Raw genomic sequence first — 17,896 nt, 5'->3', positions numbered from 1 at the left:
CGGGCTGTTCGCAGCAACAACAACGAACGCGTGAGGCGATCAGTCGTCGTTCTTGGACATGTCTTCGTCGGCAACGACTTCGGCAGCGGCCCATTCCAGTGCTTCACGCTCGGCACGCTCGCGCTCGGCCTTCTCGACTTCGTCGATCAGGGCGTTGTCGATCTTGCGGGCGGCAATTTCGCGCAGCGCCAGCACGGTCGGCTTGTCTTCGGTTTCGCTGTTGTCCAGGGTGGCCTGGACGCCATTGGCCAGCTGACGGGCGCGCTTGGACGCCATCATGACCAGTTCGAAACGGTTGTTAACGACTTCCAGACAATCTTCTACGGTGATGCGGGCCATGCGGGCTCCCGGCAGCCGGTGAGGGCTGCTCAATCGAATGAGGGAAAGGGGACGGATTGTACCGGCCAGGGCTGGACAAAATCAAGCCAACCGGCTAGTAGGCCGTTGCGAATCAGTCGGTTGTGGCCGGATCCTGGGTCAGCAGGGCCTGGATGAGCCCCGCGTGGCGGACCTTCTGGGCCTCCCGGCGCAGGCGGCTGGCCGTGAAGATCGCGCACAGTTCGTCCACCGCGGTCTCGAAGACCTCGTTGACGATCACGTAGTCGAAGTCGTTGAAGTGCAGCATCTCTTCACGCGCGGCGGACAGGCGCTGGGCGATCACCGCCTCGCTGTCCTGCCCGCGCTTGCGCATCCGGTCCTGCAGCGCCTGCTTGGACGGGGGAAGGATGAACACGGTGACCGTGCCCGGCACCAGCTGACGAACCTGCTGGGCGCCCTGCCAGTCGATCTCCAGCAGCACGTCCTGGCCGGCCGACAGCTGCGGCTCCACGGATTGCCGCGCGGTGCCCTTCCAGTCGCCATGCACCCAGGCATGTTCAAAGAAATCGCCGGCGGCGATCATCCGCTCGAATTCCTCGGCGCTGACGAAGTGGTAGTGCTCGCCATTGATTTCACCCGGGCGCGTGGCGCGCGAGGTGAAGGAGATCGACAGGGCGATCTGCGGGTCGCGGGCCAGGGTGGCGTTGACGATGCTGCTCTTGCCGGCCCCGGAAGGTGCGGCGACGATGTACAGGGTGCCGCGCGCAGGCGCGCCGACAGAGGGGATCGGGCTGCTCATTCGATGTTCTGCACCTGTTCGCGGATCTGGTCGATCAGCACCTTCAGCTCGACGGCGGCATTGGAGGTCCGGCTGTCCACCGATTTGGAGCCCAGCGTATTGGCCTCGCGGTTGAACTCCTGCAGCAGGAAGTCCAGGCGGCGGCCGACCGGCTCACGCTGCTGGAAGACGCGGCGGATCTCGGCGATGTGGCTGCCCAGGCGGTCCAGCTCTTCATCCACGTCCAGCTTCTGCAGCCACATCACCAGCTCCTGCTCGGCACGGCCGGGATCGACCGGGTGCGGCAGGTCCGCCAGACGGGCCGCCAGCTTGGTGCGCTGGCCCTCGCGGATCAGCGGAATCAGGATGGTGACCTCGGCGGCGATGCGCTCGATGCTGTCCACGCGCTCCTGGATCGCGGTGGCCAGCTTGTCGCCTTCACGCTCACGCGCGGCGACGAAGCCGTCCAGGGCCGTATCCAGCAGCGCCAGGGCTTCGGCATGCAGCGCGGCGGCATCGACCGCCTCGCCCTGCATCACACCCGGCATCTGCAGCAGTTCGGTGAAGCTCACCTGCAGGCTGGGGAAGCCCGAGGACAGCCGGGTCGCCAGCTCGCCGAGCTGGCCCAGCAGCGCATCGTTGACCACCAGCGCCCCGGTGACCTCCGGCGCGCGCAGGCGCATGACCAGATCGATCTTGCCGCGGCTGCAGCGGGAAGCGACGCGCTCGCGCAGGTGCGGCTCCAACGCACGCAGTTCTTCAGGCAGGCGAACGCCGACCTCCAGGAACCGGTGGTTGACCGAGCGCAGCTCGCAGGCCAGCGTGCCCCAGCGGGTGGCGCGCTCGCCGTTGGCATAGGCGGTCATGCTTCGAATCATGCGGGTTTCCGGTGCTCTCAAAGTGCAAATGGTACCCTAGCGGTCTCCTCAGAGCCTCCTCGCCCGCCGGTCCCCGGCCCGGGCGTGGCCCCGCATCCCCCGTCTTACCGGAACTTGAGCATGACTGATTCCCGTCCCAGTGGCCGCCAGGCCGACCAGCTGCGCGAAGTGCGCATCGAGCGCGCCTTCACCCGTCACGCCGAGGGCTCGGTCCTGGTCAGCTTCGGCGAGACCCGCGTGCTGTGCACCGCTACCGTGGAAAACCGCGTGCCGGGTTTCCTGCGTGGCAAGGGCGAAGGCTGGGTGACCGCCGAGTACGGCATGCTGCCGCGTTCGACCCACACCCGTAACGACCGCGAAGCCGCCCGCGGCAAGCAGGGTGGCCGCACGCTGGAAATCCAGCGCCTGATCGGCCGCACGCTGCGCGCCTGCATCGACCGTGGCGCACTCGGCGAGCGCACCATCACCCTCGATTGCGACGTACTGCAGGCCGATGGCGGCACCCGTACCGCCGCGATCACCGGCGCCTACGTGGCCCTGGTGGATGCGGTGAACTTCCTGATCAAGCGCGGCGACATCAAGCGCAACCCGATCTTCGGCGCGGTCGCGGCGGTGTCGGTCGGCGTGTACCGCGGCACCCCGGTGCTGGATCTGGATTACGCCGAAGACAGCGACTGCGATACCGACATGAACGTTGTGATGAACGACGGCGGCGGTTTCATCGAACTGCAGGGCACCGCCGAAGGCCACGCCTTCCGCCGCGATGAACTGGATGCACTGCTGGCCCTGGCCGAGAAGGGCATCAAGGACCTGTTCGCCGCGCAGCAGGCGGCCCTGGCCCAGGCATGAACCGTCGCATCGCCCTGACCACCCTGGTGGTGGCCGACTACGACGAGGCGATCGCCTGGTACACCGGCGCGCTGGGCTTCACCCTGATCGATGACATCGACCAGGGGGACAAGCGCTGGGTGGTGGTCGGGCCGACCGACGGCAGCGCCGCAGCCCTGTTGCTGGCGCGCGCAAGCAACGACGAACAGCGCGCGCGGATCGGCAACCAGACCGGCGGCCGGGTCGGCTTCTTCCTGAACACCGATGATTTCTGGCGTGACCACGCGGCGATGACCGCGCGTGGCGTGACCTTCCTCGAAACCCCACGCGAGGAGGTCTACGCAACGGTCGCGGTGTTCCGCGATCTGTACGGCAACACGTGGGATCTGCTGGAGCCCAAGCAATGAAACTGGTCCTGGCCAGCGGCAACGCCGGCAAACTGAAAGAACTGCAGGCGATGCTCGCCGGCCTGCCGCTGGAGATCGTGGCGCAGGGCGCGCTGGGCGTCAGCGACGTGCCGGAAACCGGCCTGACCTTCGTCGAGAACGCGCTGATCAAGGCGCGCCACGCCTGCGAAAGCACCGGCCTGCCCGCGCTGGCCGACGACTCGGGCCTGATCGTGGATGCGCTCGACGGCGCACCCGGCCTGTACAGCGCACGCTATGCCGGCAGCCCGACCAACGATGCCGCCAACAATGCCAAGTTGCTTGAGGCCATGCGCGATGTGCCCGCTGACCGCCGCACTGCCCGCTTCTACGCGGTGATCGTGCTGCTGCGCCATGCCAATGATCCGCAGCCGCTGATCTGCGAAGGCAGCTGGGAAGGCGTGATCGTAGACGAGCTTCGCGGCAGCCACGGCTTCGGCTACAACCCGCTGTTCCTGGACCCGGTGCTGGCGCAGACCGCTGCTGAAATGGCGCCGGACCTGAAGAACGCGATGAGCCACCGCGCAAAAGCCCTGCAACTGCTGAAGCAGAAACTGCCCGCCCTGCTCTGATGTCACACGACCACTGCTCCCACCTGCCCGGCGAGGCCTGCACCGGCGATCACGACCATGCCCCGCGGCTGGTGACGCCGCCGCTGGCGCTGTACGTGCATCTGCCGTGGTGCGTGCGCAAATGCCCGTACTGCGATTTCAACTCGCATGCGGCCAAGGGCGAACTGCCGTTCGAGGCCTACATCGATGCGTTGATCCGCGATCTGGACCAGGACCTGCCGCTGGTCTGGGGCCGGGTGGTGAGCAGTGTGTTTTTCGGTGGCGGCACGCCGAGCCTGTTCCCGCCGGAAGCCATCGACCGCTTCCTGCAGGCGGCCTCGGCCCGGCTGCGCTTCGCACCGAATCTGGAAGTGACCCTGGAGACCAACCCGGGCACCGCCGAGCACGGCCGTTTCGACCGCTACCGTGCGGCCGGCGTGAACCGGATCAGCTTCGGCATCCAGACCTTCAACGATGCGGCGCTCCAGCGCCTGGGCCGCATCCACGACAGTGGCGAGGCCGAGCGGGCGGTGAAGCTGGCGCAGGACGCCGGCTACGACAACTTCAACATCGACCTGATGTACGCGCTGCCGCAGCAGACGCTGGCCCAGGCCGAGCATGACCTGGAGCGCGCCTTCGCGCTGCAGCCCACGCATATGTCGCACTACCAGCTCACGCTGGAGCCGAACACGGTGTTCTTCGCGCGGCCGCCGCAGGGCATCCCCGACGAGGATTCGGCGTGGGACATCCAGGAGCACTGCCAGCAGATGCTGGCCGAGGCCGGCTTTGCGCAGTACGAGGTCAGCGCCTATGCCAAGCCGGGCCGGCAGAGCCAGCACAACCTCAATTACTGGCGCTTCGGCGATTACCTGGGGATCGGCGCCGGCGCGCACGGCAAGATCAGCAGCGGTGCCGAGCAGCACGTGCTGCGCCGCTGGAAGCACAAGCACCCGCAGACCTTCATGGATACCGCCGGCACGCTGGCCTCGATCGGCGGCGACGATGTGATCAGCGCCGAGCGCCTGCCGTTCGAGTACATGCTCAACCTGCTGCGCCTGCATGAAGGGTTTGGCCTGAAGGATTTCGAATCGCGTACCGGGCTGGACCGTGCGCAGATCGCCACGCCGCTGGGTGTGGCCGTGGCCAAGGGCTGGATGACCGTCAGCGGCGATCGCGCCACGCCGACCGAGCTGGGCCGGCGCTTCACCAACGACGTGGTCGAGCTGTTCCTGCCCTGAAGGACGGCGCCTGCCTCAAGGGGTAATGCCGGCCGCTGGCCGGCACCCCGCCTATGCGCCGGCCGGCTCTCCAGATGCCCGGTAGTGCCGGCCGCTGGCCGGCTCCCCGCGAAACCGTTAGATTCCGTGTTCTCAGGGGAGCTGGAAGAACATCGGATGTCTGCGCCCGCACCTTCGTCGTCCCAGCCCGACATGACCCGCTTTGCGGGCGTGGCCGCGCCCCCGCGCGTGCGCCGCCTGCTGGCCGCGCTGCACGGGCTGGCGGTGCAGACCCTCACCACCCCGCTCAGAATGACCGTCGTGGAGCTGGAGCGCGAGCTGTTCCGCGATGCCGAGCGCGCCCGCAACAGCCAGATCCAGGCGGACATCTTCGCGCAGGCCCGGCAGCTGCATGAGGTCAACGCGCAGTTCGGCCCACGCTTTCTGGACGCACTGGGCGACAGCCTGGCCAACCTGCGCGGGCCGCGGCACACCCAGCGCACCGTGTCGACCGAGGTAGCCGTCACTGCCACTGCGCTGACCCTGGTCAACGACACCGACGTGGATCGCGACATCGTCCTGGTCGATATCATCCGCCGCGAAGCCCAGCGCTCGGCCAGCGCGCTGCAATTGCTTGGCCAACGCTTCGGCGTGCTCGCCGCCGGCCCGGCCTTCGATGTCGATGACCTGCCGTTCGGTCCGCAGGCGTTGTGCCGGATCGTGCGCGACCTGGGTGAGGACTTCGCGTTGGGCCTGGAAACGCAGCTGGCGCTGTACCGCGTGTTCGACCGCCAACTGCTGGAACGGCTGGGTGAGCTGCTGGAGCGCGCCAACATCCTGCTGGCGCACGAAGGTGTGCTGCCCGGGCTGGTCTACACCCCGTATCTGGCGCGCTCGGCCACGACGCGCCGGATCATCACCGGTCCCGAGCGCGGCCTGCCCGGCGCCCGTGGCGGCGCCGCCGCACGCCCGTTGACCGGCTGGAACGGCAGCGCCCCCAGCGCCGGCTGGGCGGCCATGACCCAGGAAGCCATGGCGATGTCGCCGCCGGCCGCCCCCCCGGCCGACCGCACCCCCACCGATGACGGTGCCGCGGCATCGGCGTCGACGCCTGCATCGTCAACGGCCACCCACGCCGCGCCTGCGGCGGCCGACCTTGGCGCCCCGGCGATGTCGGCCCTGCTCCAGTTGCTGGGCGCGGCCCGCCAGGCGCATGCCGCCCATACGGCGCCGGACGGTGGCGCGATGGCCGCGCAGGCCGTCGCGCCGCCGGGTGAGGCACCCGGGCATCCCACCAACACCGCGTTGCTCACCCCCGAAACTCCCCCCGCGCTGGCCGTTCCTGCTGAGGCCGTGCACGCCACGCTGGCCAAGCTGCAGACCCAGGCAGTTGCCCCGGGCGGAGCACGCCGCAGCATGGCCGATCTGCACAACGCCCTGCTTGCCCAGGTCCGCGCGGACCATGGCGCGCAGGCGGCCTTGACCGTCAAGGACAGCGACACCTTCGATCTGCTGGACATGCTGTACGGGCAGATCCAGCGCGAGGTCCGGCCCGAGGCCGTGGCCGCCGACCTGCTGACCCGGCTGCAGGTGCCGGTCGCCCGTGCGGCGTTGTCCGACCCGGCGTTCTTCGTGCGTGACCAGCACCCCGCGCGTGAACTGCTCAATGCGGTGGCCGAGGCCGGCGCCAACTGGCTGGGCGAGGAAGACGTGGACCCGCAGCTGGTGCAGAAGCTCGGCCACGCCGTAGATCAGGTGGTCAACGAGTACGACGGCGATGTGGCGGTGTTCGACACCGCCAACGAGGACATCCAGCAGCACTTCCGCGCCCTGGCCCACAAGGCCGAGCTGGCCGAGCGGCGGCATGTCGAAGCTGCCCGCGGCAAGGAGCGGCTGGAAGCGGCCAAGCAGCAGGCCAGCACCAGTATCGAGCAGCTGTGCGCACAGGCCGCGCCCCCGCGCTTCGTGCAGGCGCTGCTCAAACAGGCGTGGTCGGACGTACTCACGCTCACGCTGCTGCGCAACGGCGAAACCTCGCCGCAGTGGCAGCAGCGCCAGCAGGAAACGGCCCGGATCGCCGAGGTCACCTGTCTGGCGCCCGGCGCGGCCGCGCGCGATGACGTGCTGGGCAACGAAGTCGAGTCCGCCTTGCTGCAGGTTGGCTACCACCAGGACGAAGCCGCCGCCATCGCGCGGCGCCTGTCCACGCCCGGGGGCGAGGACGACAGCAGCTCGCGCACCGAACTCACCGCACGCCTGCGCGCCCGCACCCGGCTGGGCGAACAGGCCGATGCCAGCGACCCGCGCAAGGTCGCCCCGCTCGCGCGCAGCACCGCCGAAGACGACTGCTATCGCCAGCTGCGCACGCTGCCGTTCGGCACCTGGTTCGAGTTCACCACCAACCAGCAGGGCGACATCCGCCGCCAGCGGCTGTCCTGGTACAGCCTGATCACCGACAACGCCCTGTTCGTCAATCAACGCGGGCAGAAGGTCGGCGAGCATTCGCTCGATGCCCTGGCGCGGCTGATGGCACACGGCCAGGTGCGGATCGTTACCGAAGACAAGGGCAGGCTGATCGACCGCGCCTGGCAGGCCACGTTGCGCACCCTGCGCTCGCTGGCCGGCAACCCTGCGGAGAACGCCGGATGACCACACCCGATACCCGCCGCGCGCCGCGCCGCCAGGTGACCGAGCTGGTGCCCGTCACCGATCAGATGGCCGAGACCGTGATCGGCCGGCTCGGCAATGTCTCCGAGACCGGCATGCTGATGCTGGCCTCAGTGCCGATGCAGGACGATGCGCTGTACCAGCTGCAGTTCACCATCGCCGGGCCACAGGGGCAGCCGCTGCTGATCGAGGTGGGCGTGCACCTGTTGTGGAGCGAGCAGACCCATGCGCCGGGCCAGGCCTGGGTGGGCTTCCGCTTCCTGACCCTGGCGCGCGAAGCACGCGAGCAGCTGCGGCAGTGGATCGCCGAGGAAACTTCGGCAGTGTGAGCGCCGGTTCCGGCACAGCGCCGACGGCGTGATTACGGCAGAATCTAGGGCTGCATTCCGCACTGTCAGCGAGCTTCATGCCATGAACCAGCCAGACCTCGGCGCCCTGTATTCCCACCATGCCAGCGTGATGCGCCAGCGCGCCGATGAAGCGCTGGCCCGTGGCGGCTTCGACCATCTGGTGATTCCCAGCGGTACCCAGCACTACCAGGCGTTCGACGATCGCGATTACCCGTATGCGGTGAACCCGAACTTCAAGGCCTGGCTGCCACTGACCAAGCTGCCCAACAGCTGGCTGGTGTACACCCCGGGGCAGCGCCCCACGCTGATTTTCTACCAGCCCTTCGATTACTGGCACGTAGTGCCGGATGCGCCGAACGGCTGGTGGGTAGAGCATGTCGACATCAAGATCATCCGTAAACCCGACGATGCCCTGGCGCTGCTGCCGAAGGACGCGACCCGCTGCGCGATCCTCGGTGAGCCGCAGAGTACGCTGGGCGCGTTCGTGCCGAACAACCCGGCGCCGGTGATCGATTACCTGGACTGGCAGCGCGGCTACAAGACTCCCTATGAAATCGCGCTGATGCGCGAAGCGCAGCGACTGGGCGTGCGCGGCCATCGTGCCGCCGAGGCCGCCTTCCGCGCTGGCGCCAGCGAGTTCGAGATCCACATGGCGTACTGCCGTGCGGTTGGCCAGGACGCCAATGAGCTGCCGTACGGCAACATCATCGGCCTCAACGAACACGCCGCTGTGCTGCATTACACCGATCTTGGCCGCAGCGCGCCGACCCCGCTGCGCAGCTTCCTGATCGACGCCGGTGCCAGCGCGTACGGCTATGCCAGCGACATCACCCGCACCTACGCGGCGAGCGGCCACGATGAATTCCAGGCCCTGATCGACGCTGTGGACGCGGCCCAGCAGCAGATGGGCGCCGCCGTGCGTGCCGGCGTGGATTACAAACAGCTTCACATCGACGCACACCTGTCGCTGATGGGCATCCTCAAGGACGTCGGCGTGCTCAACGTCTCGCCGGAGGCAGCGTTGGCCACCGGTGTGAGCGCGGCCTTCTTCCCGCACGGCCTGGGCCATCTGATCGGCCTGCAGGTGCATGACGTGGCCGGCTTTGCGGCCAGCGACCGCGGTGGCCGCATCGAGCGCCCGCAGGGTCACCCGTACCTGCGCATGACCCGCGTGCTGGAACCCGGCATGGTGGTCACCATCGAGCCGGGCGTGTACTTCATCGACATGCTCCTGGACGAAGTCAAGCAGGCCGGCAATGGCGCCAGCATCAACTGGGACCGCGTGGATTTCTTCCGCCCGTATGGCGGTGTGCGGATCGAGGACGAGGTGCTGTGCACTGCAGGCGAGGCCGACAACCTGACCCGTCCGGTGTTTGCGGCGGCCAGCTGAGCGGGGAATGCGGGTGCCGGCCAGCGGCCGGCACTACCGGTGTGATGCACTGCACGGCCAGCGGTGCCTTCGTCACGCACCGCGCAGCCACCCATGGGGTGGCTCCACCCTGAAGCGGATCAGCGCTTGGCCATCGCTTCTTCGATCTCATCGGCACTGCGCGCCAAGGCAGCCGTCAGCACCTGGTGGCCGTCCTCGGTGATCAGCACGTCATCTTCGGTACGAATGCCGATACCGCGCCAGCGCGCGTCCACGCTGCGGTCATCCGGTGAGACATACAGGCCCGGCTCGATGGTGAACACCATGCCCGGCTCCAGCATCCGCGAATCCCCCGCCAACCGGTAATCACCCACGTCGTGCACGTCCAGGCCCAGCCAGTGCCCGGTCTTGTGCCGGTAGAAGCGCTGGTAATGCGCTTGGGCGATGTTCTCTTCCAGCGTGCCCTTGAGCAGGCCGAGCCGCAGCAGGCCCTCGGTCAGGGTTTCCACCGCGGCCAGATGGCCGGCTTCGTACGCATTGCCTGGCCGTGCCTGGGCCAGTGCCGCAGCCTGCGCCGCACCGACCAGATCATGCAGCGCGCGCTGTTCGGCGGTGAAACGGCCGTTGACCGGGAAGGTCCGGGTGATGTCGCTGGCGTAGCCGCGGTACTCGGCACCGGCATCGATCAGGACCAGATCGCCATCGTGTGAGCACGCATTGTTGTCGCGGTAATGCAGGATGCAGCCGTTGGCACCGGCACCGACAATGCTGCTGTAAGCCGCACACGCATCATTGGCACGGAACACACGCTCCAGATCGGCCTGCAGTTCGTACTCGTGGATGCCCGGTCGCGCCACGTGCATCGCGGCCAGATGCGCCTGCACGCTGATATCGGCAGCGCGCTGCATCAGCGAGATTTCCGCGGTCGATTTGAACAGCCGCTGCTCGTGCAGCAGGTGGCCAAGTTCCAGGAACTCATGCGGTGGCTGCGCGCCATGCCGCACCTGCGAGCGCACCCGGTTGACCCAGCCGATCAGTTTGAGATCGAACTCGGCATCGCGGCCGAAGTGGTAGTACACCCGCGAGCGCCCTTCCAGGAGGCCGGGCAGGATGTCGTCCAGATCGTCGATCGGGTACGCATCGTCCATGCCGTACTGCGAGACCGCGCCTTCCTGGCCGGCGCGCGCGCCATCCCACGCTTCGCGGTCCGCATCGCGCTCGCGGCAGAACAGGATCACCTCGCCATGGCGGCGCCCCGGGATCAGCACCAGCACGGCGTCCGGTTCCGGGAAGCCGCTCAGGTACCAGAAGTCCGAGTCCTGGCGGAACGGATAATGCGTATCCAGGCTGCGCACCCGCTCGGACGCGGCCGGCAGCACCAGGATCGCGTCGTCGCCGGCCATCTCCATCAACTGCTGGCGGCGGCGGGTGTATTCGGCGGCGGAGATGCCGGTCAGCTGCCGGATATCCATCTCAGTTCAGGCGCTGCCGATGGCGCGCGGCCATGACGCAGTCGCCGTGCAGCAGCAGCACCGCCACGCGGATGAACTCCTCGATCTCGGCCAGCGCGTCTTCGTCATCGTCGTTGCCGCTTTCAAAGTCCTCGCTGGAGGCCTGGGCCAGCTTGGCCAGATCGGTCAGGGCCTCATCGCCCTCTTCGGACAAGGCCGGCCGGTTCTGGCCCGAGCCCAGCCCGAAGCCGCCCAGGAACGCGCGCGCCCAGGTGAACAGCGCATCGGCCTGCGCGGCGGTCTCGGTGGCATCACTCAGCAACAGCTCAAAGGCGAAATCGCGGTCTTCCATCTGCGCCACGCTGGCATCGAGCAGGCGCGACAAGGCGTCACCTTCGGCCGGGGTCGGCAGGTTGTCATCAGCCAGCACGCGGGCCGGCCATTCACGCACCGGCGCACCGCCGGCGGACAGCCAGCCGCACAGGCCGCCGTGCAGTTCAGCGGCGCTGGCGCCCAGGCCCAGGGCCTGGCTGGCCTGGTTTACGTCGTCGACACTCGGGAGTTCGGTCATCTTGAGGCTACGGTTTGTGAGCGCCACAGTGTAGCAATCCACCTGTGTCCACCGGGTTGCCATGGCCCGCCCCGAGCCACGCCCCGCCACCGGCGCGTCAACTGCCAGCAGGCCCCGTCATTATTCGCTTGACCGCCCCATCCGCCCTTGCCTATCGTGCCGGACATGGAACCCGCCGACGCCATCGCCCAATTGCAGGCCTTCGCCGCCCGGGTGGAGGCGTTGCTTGAGCGCAACCAGCGCCTGGCCGAGGAAAACCGCAGCCTGCGCCACCAGCAGGAGCAGCTGGTCGGCGAGCGCTCCCAGCTGCTGGCCAAGAACGAGCAGGCCCGCTCCCGGGTGGAAGCGATGATCACCCGCCTCAAATCCCTGGAGCAGCACACATGAGCCAGACCGAACCGGTCAGTGTCCGCATCCTGGATCGTGAATACACCGTGGGCGTGGGCGCCGAGGAGCGCGAAAGCCTGACCGCCGCCGCCCGCTTGCTGGACGCGAAGATGCGCGAGATCCGGGGCAGCAACCGGATGGCCGCGGTCGACCGCGTCGCGGTGCTCGCCGCGCTGAACCTGGCGCACGAGCTGCAGCAGCTGCGCGACGAGCACGCACGCCAGGCCATCGCCCTGCAGCAGACCCTGAGTGATCTGAACCGGCGGCTGGATCGCGCCTTTGACGGCGCAGGTTGATCCACGCGCCGGTTCCACGCGGTGTTTGATTGCACACGTGCATCGCGCGGTCTTCATCGATCTGAATTGACATGCAATTGGACCGACGAACGGACTGGTCGAATCGCACAAGAGGGCTATAATCCTCGTCGCGTTCTCTGCTGTGAACGACGGCGTGTGCAAACATTCGCCTTGTCCCTTAATTACGACCACGGGTGCGCGACGGCGCCGGGAGTGCAAGTCCGCCTTGTAGCGGGAAGCCCGATGGAACCCCAGCGTACCCACTTGAACCCCGGGTTCAAGGTCGTTTCGCATGCATCGTCACGGCGGAGAATGCAATATTCCAGCAAGAGCGGCGTTCCCTTGGGACGTCGCTCTTGTTTTATCCGCTTCCCCCGCACGCCCCGGACCCAGGCATGACCGACCCGCGCTCCGCACTGCGCCAGCAGCTGCGCCAACGCCGCCGTGATCTCCCCGCCGCCGTGCGCCTGGCCGCTGCCGAACACTTGGCCGATGGCCTGCTCGCCCTTCCATTCGCGCCCACGCAGGGCCATGTCGCCGGCTACTGGGCGATGGATGGCGAGATCGCGCTGCACCGCTGGCAGATGCAGTTGCCCACCGGCCTGACCTATTGCCTGCCGATCCTGCACGAGAAGACGCTGCGCTTCGCGCCCTGGCGCCCGGGGCAGGCGCTGACCACCAACCGCTTCGGCATCCCCGAACCCGATCTCGCCCTGGACGACACCCTCGCACCGGAGCAGATGGCGCTGGTGGTCGCGCCACTGGTCGGTTTCGACGCACAGGGCCGGCGGCTGGGCATGGGAGGCGGCTGGTATGATCGCAGCTTCGCATTCCGCCACCAGCGCCCGGCGCCGCCGTGGCTGGTCGGGGTCGGCTTCTCGGTCCAGCAGGTCGATGATCTGCCGGTACAGCCGTGGGACGTCGCGGTGGATGCGATCTGCACCGACGTCTCCACCCTTGTCTGCGTACCGACCAACGGTCGGCACCTACCGTAATCAAAGACTCCGCATGACCGCACGCAAGCGCTACTGGCTGATGAAGTCCGAACCGGACGCCTTTTCCATCGATGATCTGCAGCGCGTGGGCCGTGAGCCCTGGAACGGCGTGCGTAACTACCAGGCGCGAAACTTCATGCGCGATGGCATGAAGATCGGCGACGGGGTGATGTTCTACCACTCCAATACCAAGGTGCCAGGCATCGTCGGGCTGGCCACGGTGGCCAGCGAGGCCTATCCAGACGATACCCAGTTCGATCCCGGCTCGGACTATTACGACGCCAAGGCAACCCGCGAAGAACCGCGCTGGATGCTGGTGGACGTGGCCTTCGAGCGCAAACTGCGCGACACCATTTCGCTGGACGAGATCAAGCTGCACGCCGATGCGCTGGGCGAGGGTTTTCCGCTGACCGCGCGCGGCAACCGCCTCTCGATCCTCCCGGTGACGGCCGCGCAGTGGAAGCTGCTGCTGTCGCTGGAAAAGCACTGACCCCCTTTCCTCCAAGAGTTGCCCGCCATGTCCGAAGCCAAGCGCCTGGCCGCTGAAAAAGCCATTGAATACGTCGAAGACGGCATGATCGTCGGGGTCGGCACCGGGTCCACCGTGGCCTACTTCATCGACGCCCTGGCCAGGATCCAGCACCGCATCAAGGGCGCCGTGTCCAGTTCGGACCAGAGCACCGCGCGCCTGAAGCAGCACGGCATCGAGGTGCTCGAGCTCAACCACACCGGCAACCTGTCGCTGTATGTGGACGGGGCCGACGAGTGCGACGCCAACAAGAACCTGATCAAGGGCGGCGGCGCCGCGCTGACCCGCGAGAAGATCATCGCCGAGGCCAGCGAGCGCTTCGTGTGCATCATCGACCCGAGCAAGCAGGTGAAGGTGCTGGGCAGGTTCCCGCTGCCGGTGGAAGTGATCCCGATGGCGCGCAGCCTGGTCGCCCGCCGCATCATGGACATGACCGGCGGCCAGCCGGCGTGGCGCGAGGGCGTGGTCACCGACAACGGCAACGTGATCCTGGACATCCACCATCTGGAGATCACCGATCCGGTGAAGCTGGAACGCGAGCTCAACCAGCTGCCGGGCGTGGTCGCCGTCGGCCTGTTTGCGCGCCGCCCGGCCGATGTGGTGATCATCGGCGGTGAGCCGCCGATCGTGATCTGATCCCCGTGGCCGGCGCCCGCGCCGGCTGCCCCAACGAGGTACGCCCATGTCCCTGTTGCGCCTGCTGCCCCTGCTCCTGCTGTTCACCCTGGCCGGCTGTGCCAGCACCAACGCCCGTCACTGGGTGGAACTGGACGGCAACCGTTACCACGTTGAGCTGGCCACCAACGACGACACCCGCGCCCGCGGGCTGATGTTCCGCGACCAGATGCCCGAGGATCACGGCATGCTGTTCATCCACGAACGCGAAGAGCTGCAGGCGTACTGGATGAAGAACACCAAGATCGCCCTGGACATCCTGTACTTCGACGCGCAGCGCCGCCTGGTCAGCCAGCAGCGCGATGTGCCGCCGTGTTCGGCCGGCGATCGTTGCCCGCCCTACCCCAGCAGCGAGCCGGCTCGCTACGTGCTGGAACTCAATGCCGGGCAGGCCGAAAAGATGGCGCTCAAAGACGGCACCGAGCTGACGTTCGGTCCCGGCATCGCCGACGGCAAATAAAACTGTCCTGATAAACGCGCCGCGCCCTTGAATCGCGGCGCGTTTGTCGCCAGTCTTGTCCCATGCAGGGGCAGATCACATTGCCGACGTGGGACTCACTGGCCGAGCTGGATGACGAGGCGCTGCCGCTGTTGCCGACCGCGTTGCTGATTGCCCGGGATGAATACCCGGATCTGGACCCCGCCGTCTACGAGGCGGTCCTGCAAAGCCACGCCGACCACCTGCGTACCGAGATCGCCACGATCGACATGTGGCCGCTGAAGATTGCCGCGGTCAACCGTCATCTGTTCGACGAGCTGGGCTACAGCGGCGACCACGGCGAGTACTACGACCCGCGCAACAGCTATCTGAACCAGGTCTTCGAACGCCGCCTGGGCAACCCGATCTCGCTGGCACTGGTGCAGATGGAAGTCTCGCGCCGGCTCGGCATCCCGCTGGACGGGGTGTCCTTCCCCGGGCATTTCCTGGTGCGCCTGCCGCTCAATGACGGCGTGCTGGTGATGGACCCGTTCAACGGCGGCCGCCCGCTTGGCGTGGACGAACTGCGCGAACGCGCGCGCTCACACCTGGGCGGGGAAGTCCCCGACGACGATGTGCTGGCCCAGATCCTGGATCCGGCCCCGGCACGCGCGATCCTGATGCGGATGCTGCGCAACCTGCATGGCGTGTACGTCGAACGGGGGGAATGGGACCGCGCCGCGCGCAGTGCCGATCGCCTGCTGAAACTCGCCCCCGAGCAGGACGATGCCCTGCGCGATCGCGGCATGGCCTACCTGCAGCTGGACTACGAGGCCGGCGCGCGCAGCGATCTGGGGCTGTATCTCAAGCGCAATGCCAAGGCCAGCGATGCGCAGTTCGTGCGTGAGAAGCTGGTCGGCCTCGGTGGCGTGGTGCCGCGCCTGCACTGACGGCGCCGTGACACGGCGCCTGGCGGTGCCTCAGTCGACTTCGACCATCTCGAAATCATCCTTGGTCACGCCGCAGTCCGGGCACGTCCACGTCTCGGGAATGTCTTCCCAGCGCGTGCCCGGCGCGATGCCCTCTTCCGGCAGGCCATCCTCTTCCCTGTACAGGAACCCGCAGACAACGCACATCCAGGTGCGGAAGGTGGTGGCGGTAGCGTCGGTCATCGGATAATCACGGTGGGACAAGGGCTGACAGCCCGCATTGTCCCACTCCCGTTGCACTACCGGTAGCCATTGATGAATCACGCTTCAGCCCCCACGCCGCCGCGCGGCGTCTACCTGATCACCCCGGACGAGCCCGATACCGCCCGCCTGCTGGCGCGTACCGCGCCGCTGCTGGCCACCGGCGTCACCCTGCTGCAGTACCGCAACAAGACCGCCGATGCCCCGCTGCGCCGCGCACAGGCCGAGGCACTGCAGGCGCTGTGCGCCCGCTACGCCACGCCGCTGATCATCAATGACGACCCCGCGCTGGCCCAGGCAGTCGGTGCGGCTGGCGTGCACCTGGGGGAGGACGATGAAGGGATCGCTGCCGCACGCGCCCTGCTTGGCCCGACCGCCATCATCGGCATCTCCTGCTACGACGATCATGCGCGCGCCGAACGGGCGGCCACCGCCGGGGCCAGCTACCTCGCCTTTGGCGCCTTCTTCGCCAGCAACAGCAAGGCCACCACGCGCCGCGCCACGCCCGACCTGCTGCGGCAAAGCGCCGCACTCGGGCTGCCGCGGGTGGCGATCGGCGGGCTGACGCCGGACAATGTGGCACCGCTCATCGCTGCCGGCGCCGATCTGATCGCCGTCATCAGCAGCGTGTACGCCGCACCGGATCCGGTCGCCACGCTGCACGCCTACCTCGATTGCTTCCAGGAACCCGCATGAACCACGACCAGTCCCACGCCCTGTTCACCCGCGCCCAGAAGCTGCTGCCGGGTGGCGTCAACTCGCCGGTGCGCGCGTTCAAGTCGGTCGGCGGGGAGCCGTTCTTCGTCAAGCGCGCCGACGGCCCCTACCTGTATGACGTGGACGACAACCGCTACATCGATTACGTCGGCTCCTGGGGCCCGATGATCGTCGGCCACAATCACACCGCCGTGCGCCAGGCGGTCAAGCAGGCGATCGGCAATGGCCTGTCGTTCGGTGCGCCGTGCGAAGCCGAAGTGACCATGGCCGAGACCCTGACCCGGCTGGTGCCGTCCTGCGAGATGGTGCGCATGGTCAATTCCGGCACCGAGGCCACGCTGTCGGCGATCCGGCTGGCACGCGGTGCCACCGGCCGCACCCGCATCGTCAAGTTCGAAGGCTGCTACCACGGCCACGGCGACTCGTTCCTGGTCAAGGCCGGCAGCGGCATGCTGACCCTGGGCGTGCCGACCTCGCCCGGCGTCCCGGCCGGCCTGAGCGAACTCACCCTGACCCTGCCGTACAACGATGTCGAGGCGGCCACCGCGCTGTTCGCCGAACAGGGCGAGCACATCGCCGGGCTGATCATCGAGCCGGTGGTCGGCAACGCCAACTGCATTCCGCCGCGCGAAGGCTACCTGCAGCACCTGCGCGCGCTGTGCACGCAATACGGGACGGTGCTGATCTTCGATGAAGTGATGACCGGCTTCCGCGTGGCGCTCGGCGGCGCGCAGGCGCATTACGGCGTCACTCCGGATCTGACCACCTTCGGCAAGATCATCGGCGGCGGCATGCCGGTGGGCGCCTACGGTGGTCGTCGCGAACTGATGTCGCAGATCTCCCCGGCGGGCCCGATCTACCAGGCGGGCACGCTGAGCGGCAATCCGGTGGCGATGGCCGCCGGCCTGGCGATGCTGGAACTGGTGCAGGAGCCGGGCTTCCATGATCGCCTGAGTGCGTCGGCCGCGCGCCTGTGCGCGGGGCTGGAAGCGGCGGCGGCGGATGCAGGCGTGGCCGTGACCACCACCCAGGTCGGCGCGATGTTCGGCCTGTTCTTCACTGACCAGAAGGTGGAAACGTACGCTCAGGCGACCGCGTGCGACATCACCGCGTTCAACACCTTCTTCCACGCAATGCTGGAGCGCGGCGTGTTCCTGGCTCCCTCCGCGTACGAAGCCGGCTTCCTGTCCAGCGCCCACGACGACAGCATCATCGAGGCGACGCTCGACGCCGCCCGCGAAGCGTTCAAGGTCGTCAAAGGCTGATCAAATGACAGGGACGGAGGT

The 17,896-nt window shown here is 67.7% G+C and carries 22 protein-coding genes and 1 other RNA gene; 17 read left to right on the top strand and 6 right to left on the bottom strand.

Annotated features, from left to right (window positions below; genetic code table 11):
• Positions 1–39: 39 nt before the first annotated feature.
• The 3 genes from rpoZ to AC13F7_RS03225 all read right to left on the bottom strand — a co-directional run bounded on the left by rpoZ (position 40) and on the right by AC13F7_RS03225 (position 1,974).
• On the bottom strand, positions 40–339 hold the full coding sequence (gene rpoZ, locus AC13F7_RS03235) for a DNA-directed RNA polymerase subunit omega (protein ID WP_005410877.1): 300 nt from the start codon (positions 337–339) through the stop codon (positions 40–42).
• 112 nt (positions 340–451) lie between these two features.
• Positions 452–1,117 carry a guanylate kinase gene (gene gmk / locus AC13F7_RS03230; RefSeq protein WP_481469068.1) on the bottom strand — a complete coding sequence of 222 codons (666 nt, stop codon included), beginning with the start codon at positions 1,115–1,117 and terminating at the stop codon, positions 452–454.
• Complete coding sequence (locus AC13F7_RS03225) at positions 1,114–1,974, bottom strand: YicC/YloC family endoribonuclease (protein ID WP_482999218.1); 861 nt, start codon at positions 1,972–1,974, stop codon at positions 1,114–1,116. The genes gmk and AC13F7_RS03225 overlap by 4 nt, the downstream gene beginning before the upstream one ends.
• 120 nt (positions 1,975–2,094) lie before the next feature.
• Here AC13F7_RS03225 and rph point away from each other — a divergent pair, with 120 nt between their 5' ends.
• The 7 genes from rph to pepQ all read left to right on the top strand — a co-directional run bounded on the left by rph (position 2,095) and on the right by pepQ (position 9,402).
• Positions 2,095–2,823: a ribonuclease PH gene (rph, locus tag AC13F7_RS03220; protein WP_346472473.1), complete on the top strand. Its 729-nt coding sequence runs from the start codon at positions 2,095–2,097 to the stop codon at positions 2,821–2,823.
• Complete coding sequence (locus AC13F7_RS03215) at positions 2,820–3,209, top strand: VOC family protein (RefSeq protein WP_176988321.1); 390 nt, start codon at positions 2,820–2,822, stop codon at positions 3,207–3,209. Before rph ends, AC13F7_RS03215 begins: the two co-directional genes overlap by 4 nt.
• Positions 3,206–3,799 carry an RdgB/HAM1 family non-canonical purine NTP pyrophosphatase gene (gene rdgB / locus AC13F7_RS03210; RefSeq protein ID WP_482999217.1) on the top strand — a complete coding sequence of 198 codons (594 nt, stop codon included), beginning with the start codon at positions 3,206–3,208 and terminating at the stop codon, positions 3,797–3,799. Before AC13F7_RS03215 ends, rdgB begins: the two co-directional genes overlap by 4 nt.
• Positions 3,799–5,016 carry a radical SAM family heme chaperone HemW gene (gene hemW / locus AC13F7_RS03205; RefSeq protein WP_481469060.1) on the top strand — a complete coding sequence of 406 codons (1,218 nt, stop codon included), beginning with the start codon at positions 3,799–3,801 and terminating at the stop codon, positions 5,014–5,016. Before rdgB ends, hemW begins: the two co-directional genes overlap by 1 nt.
• A 156-nt stretch (positions 5,017–5,172) precedes the next feature.
• Positions 5,173–7,644 (top strand): DUF1631 domain-containing protein, encoded by a 2,472-nt coding sequence (locus AC13F7_RS03200; protein WP_482999216.1) that lies wholly within the window; start codon positions 5,173–5,175, stop codon positions 7,642–7,644.
• The gene (locus AC13F7_RS03195; RefSeq protein ID WP_346472469.1) at positions 7,641–7,991 is read left to right on the top strand and encodes a PilZ domain-containing protein; all 351 of its coding nucleotides are present in this window, start codon (positions 7,641–7,643) and stop codon (positions 7,989–7,991) included. The genes AC13F7_RS03200 and AC13F7_RS03195 overlap by 4 nt, the downstream gene beginning before the upstream one ends.
• A gap of 82 nt (positions 7,992–8,073) precedes the next feature.
• Positions 8,074–9,402: a Xaa-Pro dipeptidase gene (gene pepQ, locus AC13F7_RS03190; protein WP_482999215.1), complete on the top strand. Its 1,329-nt coding sequence runs from the start codon at positions 8,074–8,076 to the stop codon at positions 9,400–9,402.
• Positions 9,403–9,521: 119 nt separating this feature from the next.
• Here the strand turns inward: pepQ and AC13F7_RS03185 are convergent, their stop codons facing one another.
• Positions 9,522–10,847 (bottom strand): aminopeptidase P N-terminal domain-containing protein, encoded by a 1,326-nt coding sequence (locus AC13F7_RS03185; protein ID WP_482999488.1) that lies wholly within the window; start codon positions 10,845–10,847, stop codon positions 9,522–9,524.
• Positions 10,848–10,854: 7 nt separating this feature from the next.
• Positions 10,855–11,403: a UPF0149 family protein gene (locus AC13F7_RS03180; RefSeq protein ID WP_123730299.1), complete on the bottom strand. Its 549-nt coding sequence runs from the start codon at positions 11,401–11,403 to the stop codon at positions 10,855–10,857.
• Between the two features lie 165 nt (positions 11,404–11,568).
• On the opposite strand from AC13F7_RS03180, the gene AC13F7_RS03175 reads away from it, so the two are divergent.
• The 8 genes from AC13F7_RS03175 (at position 11,569) to AC13F7_RS03140 (ending at position 15,653) form a co-directional block, all read left to right on the top strand.
• Positions 11,569–11,790 (top strand): TIGR02449 family protein, encoded by a 222-nt coding sequence (locus tag AC13F7_RS03175; protein WP_346472466.1) that lies wholly within the window; start codon positions 11,569–11,571, stop codon positions 11,788–11,790.
• The gene (locus AC13F7_RS03170) at positions 11,787–12,086 is read left to right on the top strand and encodes a cell division protein ZapA (protein WP_123730298.1); all 300 of its coding nucleotides are present in this window, start codon (positions 11,787–11,789) and stop codon (positions 12,084–12,086) included. The genes AC13F7_RS03175 and AC13F7_RS03170 overlap by 4 nt, the downstream gene beginning before the upstream one ends.
• 131 nt (positions 12,087–12,217) lie before the next feature.
• Positions 12,218–12,402: non-coding RNA, 6S RNA (gene ssrS, locus AC13F7_RS03165), on the top strand.
• A gap of 79 nt (positions 12,403–12,481) precedes the next feature.
• On the top strand, positions 12,482–13,081 hold the full coding sequence (locus AC13F7_RS03160; protein WP_481469053.1) for a 5-formyltetrahydrofolate cyclo-ligase: 600 nt from the start codon (positions 12,482–12,484) through the stop codon (positions 13,079–13,081).
• A 13-nt stretch (positions 13,082–13,094) separates the two neighbouring features.
• Positions 13,095–13,571 carry an EVE domain-containing protein gene (locus AC13F7_RS03155; protein ID WP_482999214.1) on the top strand — a complete coding sequence of 159 codons (477 nt, stop codon included), beginning with the start codon at positions 13,095–13,097 and terminating at the stop codon, positions 13,569–13,571.
• A gap of 27 nt (positions 13,572–13,598) precedes the next feature.
• Entirely contained in the window at positions 13,599–14,246 is a 648-nt protein-coding gene (gene rpiA, locus AC13F7_RS03150) for a ribose-5-phosphate isomerase RpiA (protein WP_482999213.1), read from the top strand.
• Positions 14,247–14,292: 46 nt separating this feature from the next.
• Positions 14,293–14,745 carry a DUF192 domain-containing protein gene (locus AC13F7_RS03145; protein WP_121039487.1) on the top strand — a complete coding sequence of 151 codons (453 nt, stop codon included), beginning with the start codon at positions 14,293–14,295 and terminating at the stop codon, positions 14,743–14,745.
• A 62-nt stretch (positions 14,746–14,807) separates the two neighbouring features.
• Complete coding sequence (locus tag AC13F7_RS03140; RefSeq protein WP_481469048.1) at positions 14,808–15,653, top strand: SirB1 family protein; 846 nt, start codon at positions 14,808–14,810, stop codon at positions 15,651–15,653.
• 30 nt (positions 15,654–15,683) lie between these two features.
• On the opposite strand, the gene AC13F7_RS03135 is transcribed toward AC13F7_RS03140, so the two are convergent.
• Entirely contained in the window at positions 15,684–15,875 is a 192-nt protein-coding gene (locus AC13F7_RS03135) for a rubredoxin (protein WP_088432661.1), read from the bottom strand.
• Positions 15,876–15,947: 72 nt separating this feature from the next.
• On the opposite strand from AC13F7_RS03135, the gene thiE reads away from it, so the two are divergent.
• On the top strand, positions 15,948–16,589 hold the full coding sequence (gene thiE, locus AC13F7_RS03130) for a thiamine phosphate synthase (RefSeq protein WP_481469046.1): 642 nt from the start codon (positions 15,948–15,950) through the stop codon (positions 16,587–16,589).
• Positions 16,586–17,875, top strand: a complete 1,290-nt coding sequence (gene hemL / locus AC13F7_RS03125) for a glutamate-1-semialdehyde 2,1-aminomutase (RefSeq protein ID WP_482999212.1) — start codon at positions 16,586–16,588, stop codon at positions 17,873–17,875. The genes thiE and hemL overlap by 4 nt, the downstream gene beginning before the upstream one ends.
• Positions 17,876–17,896: the final 21 nt, after the last annotated feature.

The organism is Stenotrophomonas sp. K-6 (genome assembly GCF_056861555.1).
This window is presented reverse-complemented; position numbering and strand designations above follow the sequence as displayed.

What these genes read in the sequence shown, in the direction of transcription:
- rpoZ (WP_005410877.1), bottom strand. Translation starts at nt 339, where the DNA reads ATGGCCCGCATCACCGTAGAAGATTGTCTGGAAGTCGTTAACAACCGT.
- gmk (WP_481469068.1), bottom strand. Translation starts at nt 1,117, where the DNA reads ATGAGCAGCCCGATCCCCTCTGTCGGCGCGCCTGCGCGCGGCACCCTG.
- AC13F7_RS03225 (WP_482999218.1), bottom strand. Translation starts at nt 1,974, where the DNA reads ATGATTCGAAGCATGACCGCCTATGCCAACGGCGAGCGCGCCACCCGC.
- rph (WP_346472473.1), top strand. Translation starts at nt 2,095, where the DNA reads ATGACTGATTCCCGTCCCAGTGGCCGCCAGGCCGACCAGCTGCGCGAA.
- AC13F7_RS03215 (WP_176988321.1), top strand. Translation starts at nt 2,820, where the DNA reads ATGAACCGTCGCATCGCCCTGACCACCCTGGTGGTGGCCGACTACGAC.
- rdgB (WP_482999217.1), top strand. Translation starts at nt 3,206, where the DNA reads ATGAAACTGGTCCTGGCCAGCGGCAACGCCGGCAAACTGAAAGAACTG.
- hemW (WP_481469060.1), top strand. Translation starts at nt 3,799, where the DNA reads ATGTCACACGACCACTGCTCCCACCTGCCCGGCGAGGCCTGCACCGGC.
- AC13F7_RS03200 (WP_482999216.1), top strand. Translation starts at nt 5,173, where the DNA reads ATGTCTGCGCCCGCACCTTCGTCGTCCCAGCCCGACATGACCCGCTTT.
- AC13F7_RS03195 (WP_346472469.1), top strand. Translation starts at nt 7,641, where the DNA reads ATGACCACACCCGATACCCGCCGCGCGCCGCGCCGCCAGGTGACCGAG.
- pepQ (WP_482999215.1), top strand. Translation starts at nt 8,074, where the DNA reads ATGAACCAGCCAGACCTCGGCGCCCTGTATTCCCACCATGCCAGCGTG.
- AC13F7_RS03180 (WP_123730299.1), bottom strand. Translation starts at nt 11,403, where the DNA reads ATGACCGAACTCCCGAGTGTCGACGACGTAAACCAGGCCAGCCAGGCC.
- AC13F7_RS03175 (WP_346472466.1), top strand. Translation starts at nt 11,569, where the DNA reads ATGGAACCCGCCGACGCCATCGCCCAATTGCAGGCCTTCGCCGCCCGG.
- AC13F7_RS03170 (WP_123730298.1), top strand. Translation starts at nt 11,787, where the DNA reads ATGAGCCAGACCGAACCGGTCAGTGTCCGCATCCTGGATCGTGAATAC.
- AC13F7_RS03160 (WP_481469053.1), top strand. Translation starts at nt 12,482, where the DNA reads ATGACCGACCCGCGCTCCGCACTGCGCCAGCAGCTGCGCCAACGCCGC.
- AC13F7_RS03155 (WP_482999214.1), top strand. Translation starts at nt 13,095, where the DNA reads ATGACCGCACGCAAGCGCTACTGGCTGATGAAGTCCGAACCGGACGCC.
- rpiA (WP_482999213.1), top strand. Translation starts at nt 13,599, where the DNA reads ATGTCCGAAGCCAAGCGCCTGGCCGCTGAAAAAGCCATTGAATACGTC.
- AC13F7_RS03145 (WP_121039487.1), top strand. Translation starts at nt 14,293, where the DNA reads ATGTCCCTGTTGCGCCTGCTGCCCCTGCTCCTGCTGTTCACCCTGGCC.
- AC13F7_RS03140 (WP_481469048.1), top strand. Translation starts at nt 14,808, where the DNA reads ATGCAGGGGCAGATCACATTGCCGACGTGGGACTCACTGGCCGAGCTG.
- AC13F7_RS03135 (WP_088432661.1), bottom strand. Translation starts at nt 15,875, where the DNA reads ATGACCGACGCTACCGCCACCACCTTCCGCACCTGGATGTGCGTTGTC.
- thiE (WP_481469046.1), top strand. Translation starts at nt 15,948, where the DNA reads ATGAATCACGCTTCAGCCCCCACGCCGCCGCGCGGCGTCTACCTGATC.
- hemL (WP_482999212.1), top strand. Translation starts at nt 16,586, where the DNA reads ATGAACCACGACCAGTCCCACGCCCTGTTCACCCGCGCCCAGAAGCTG.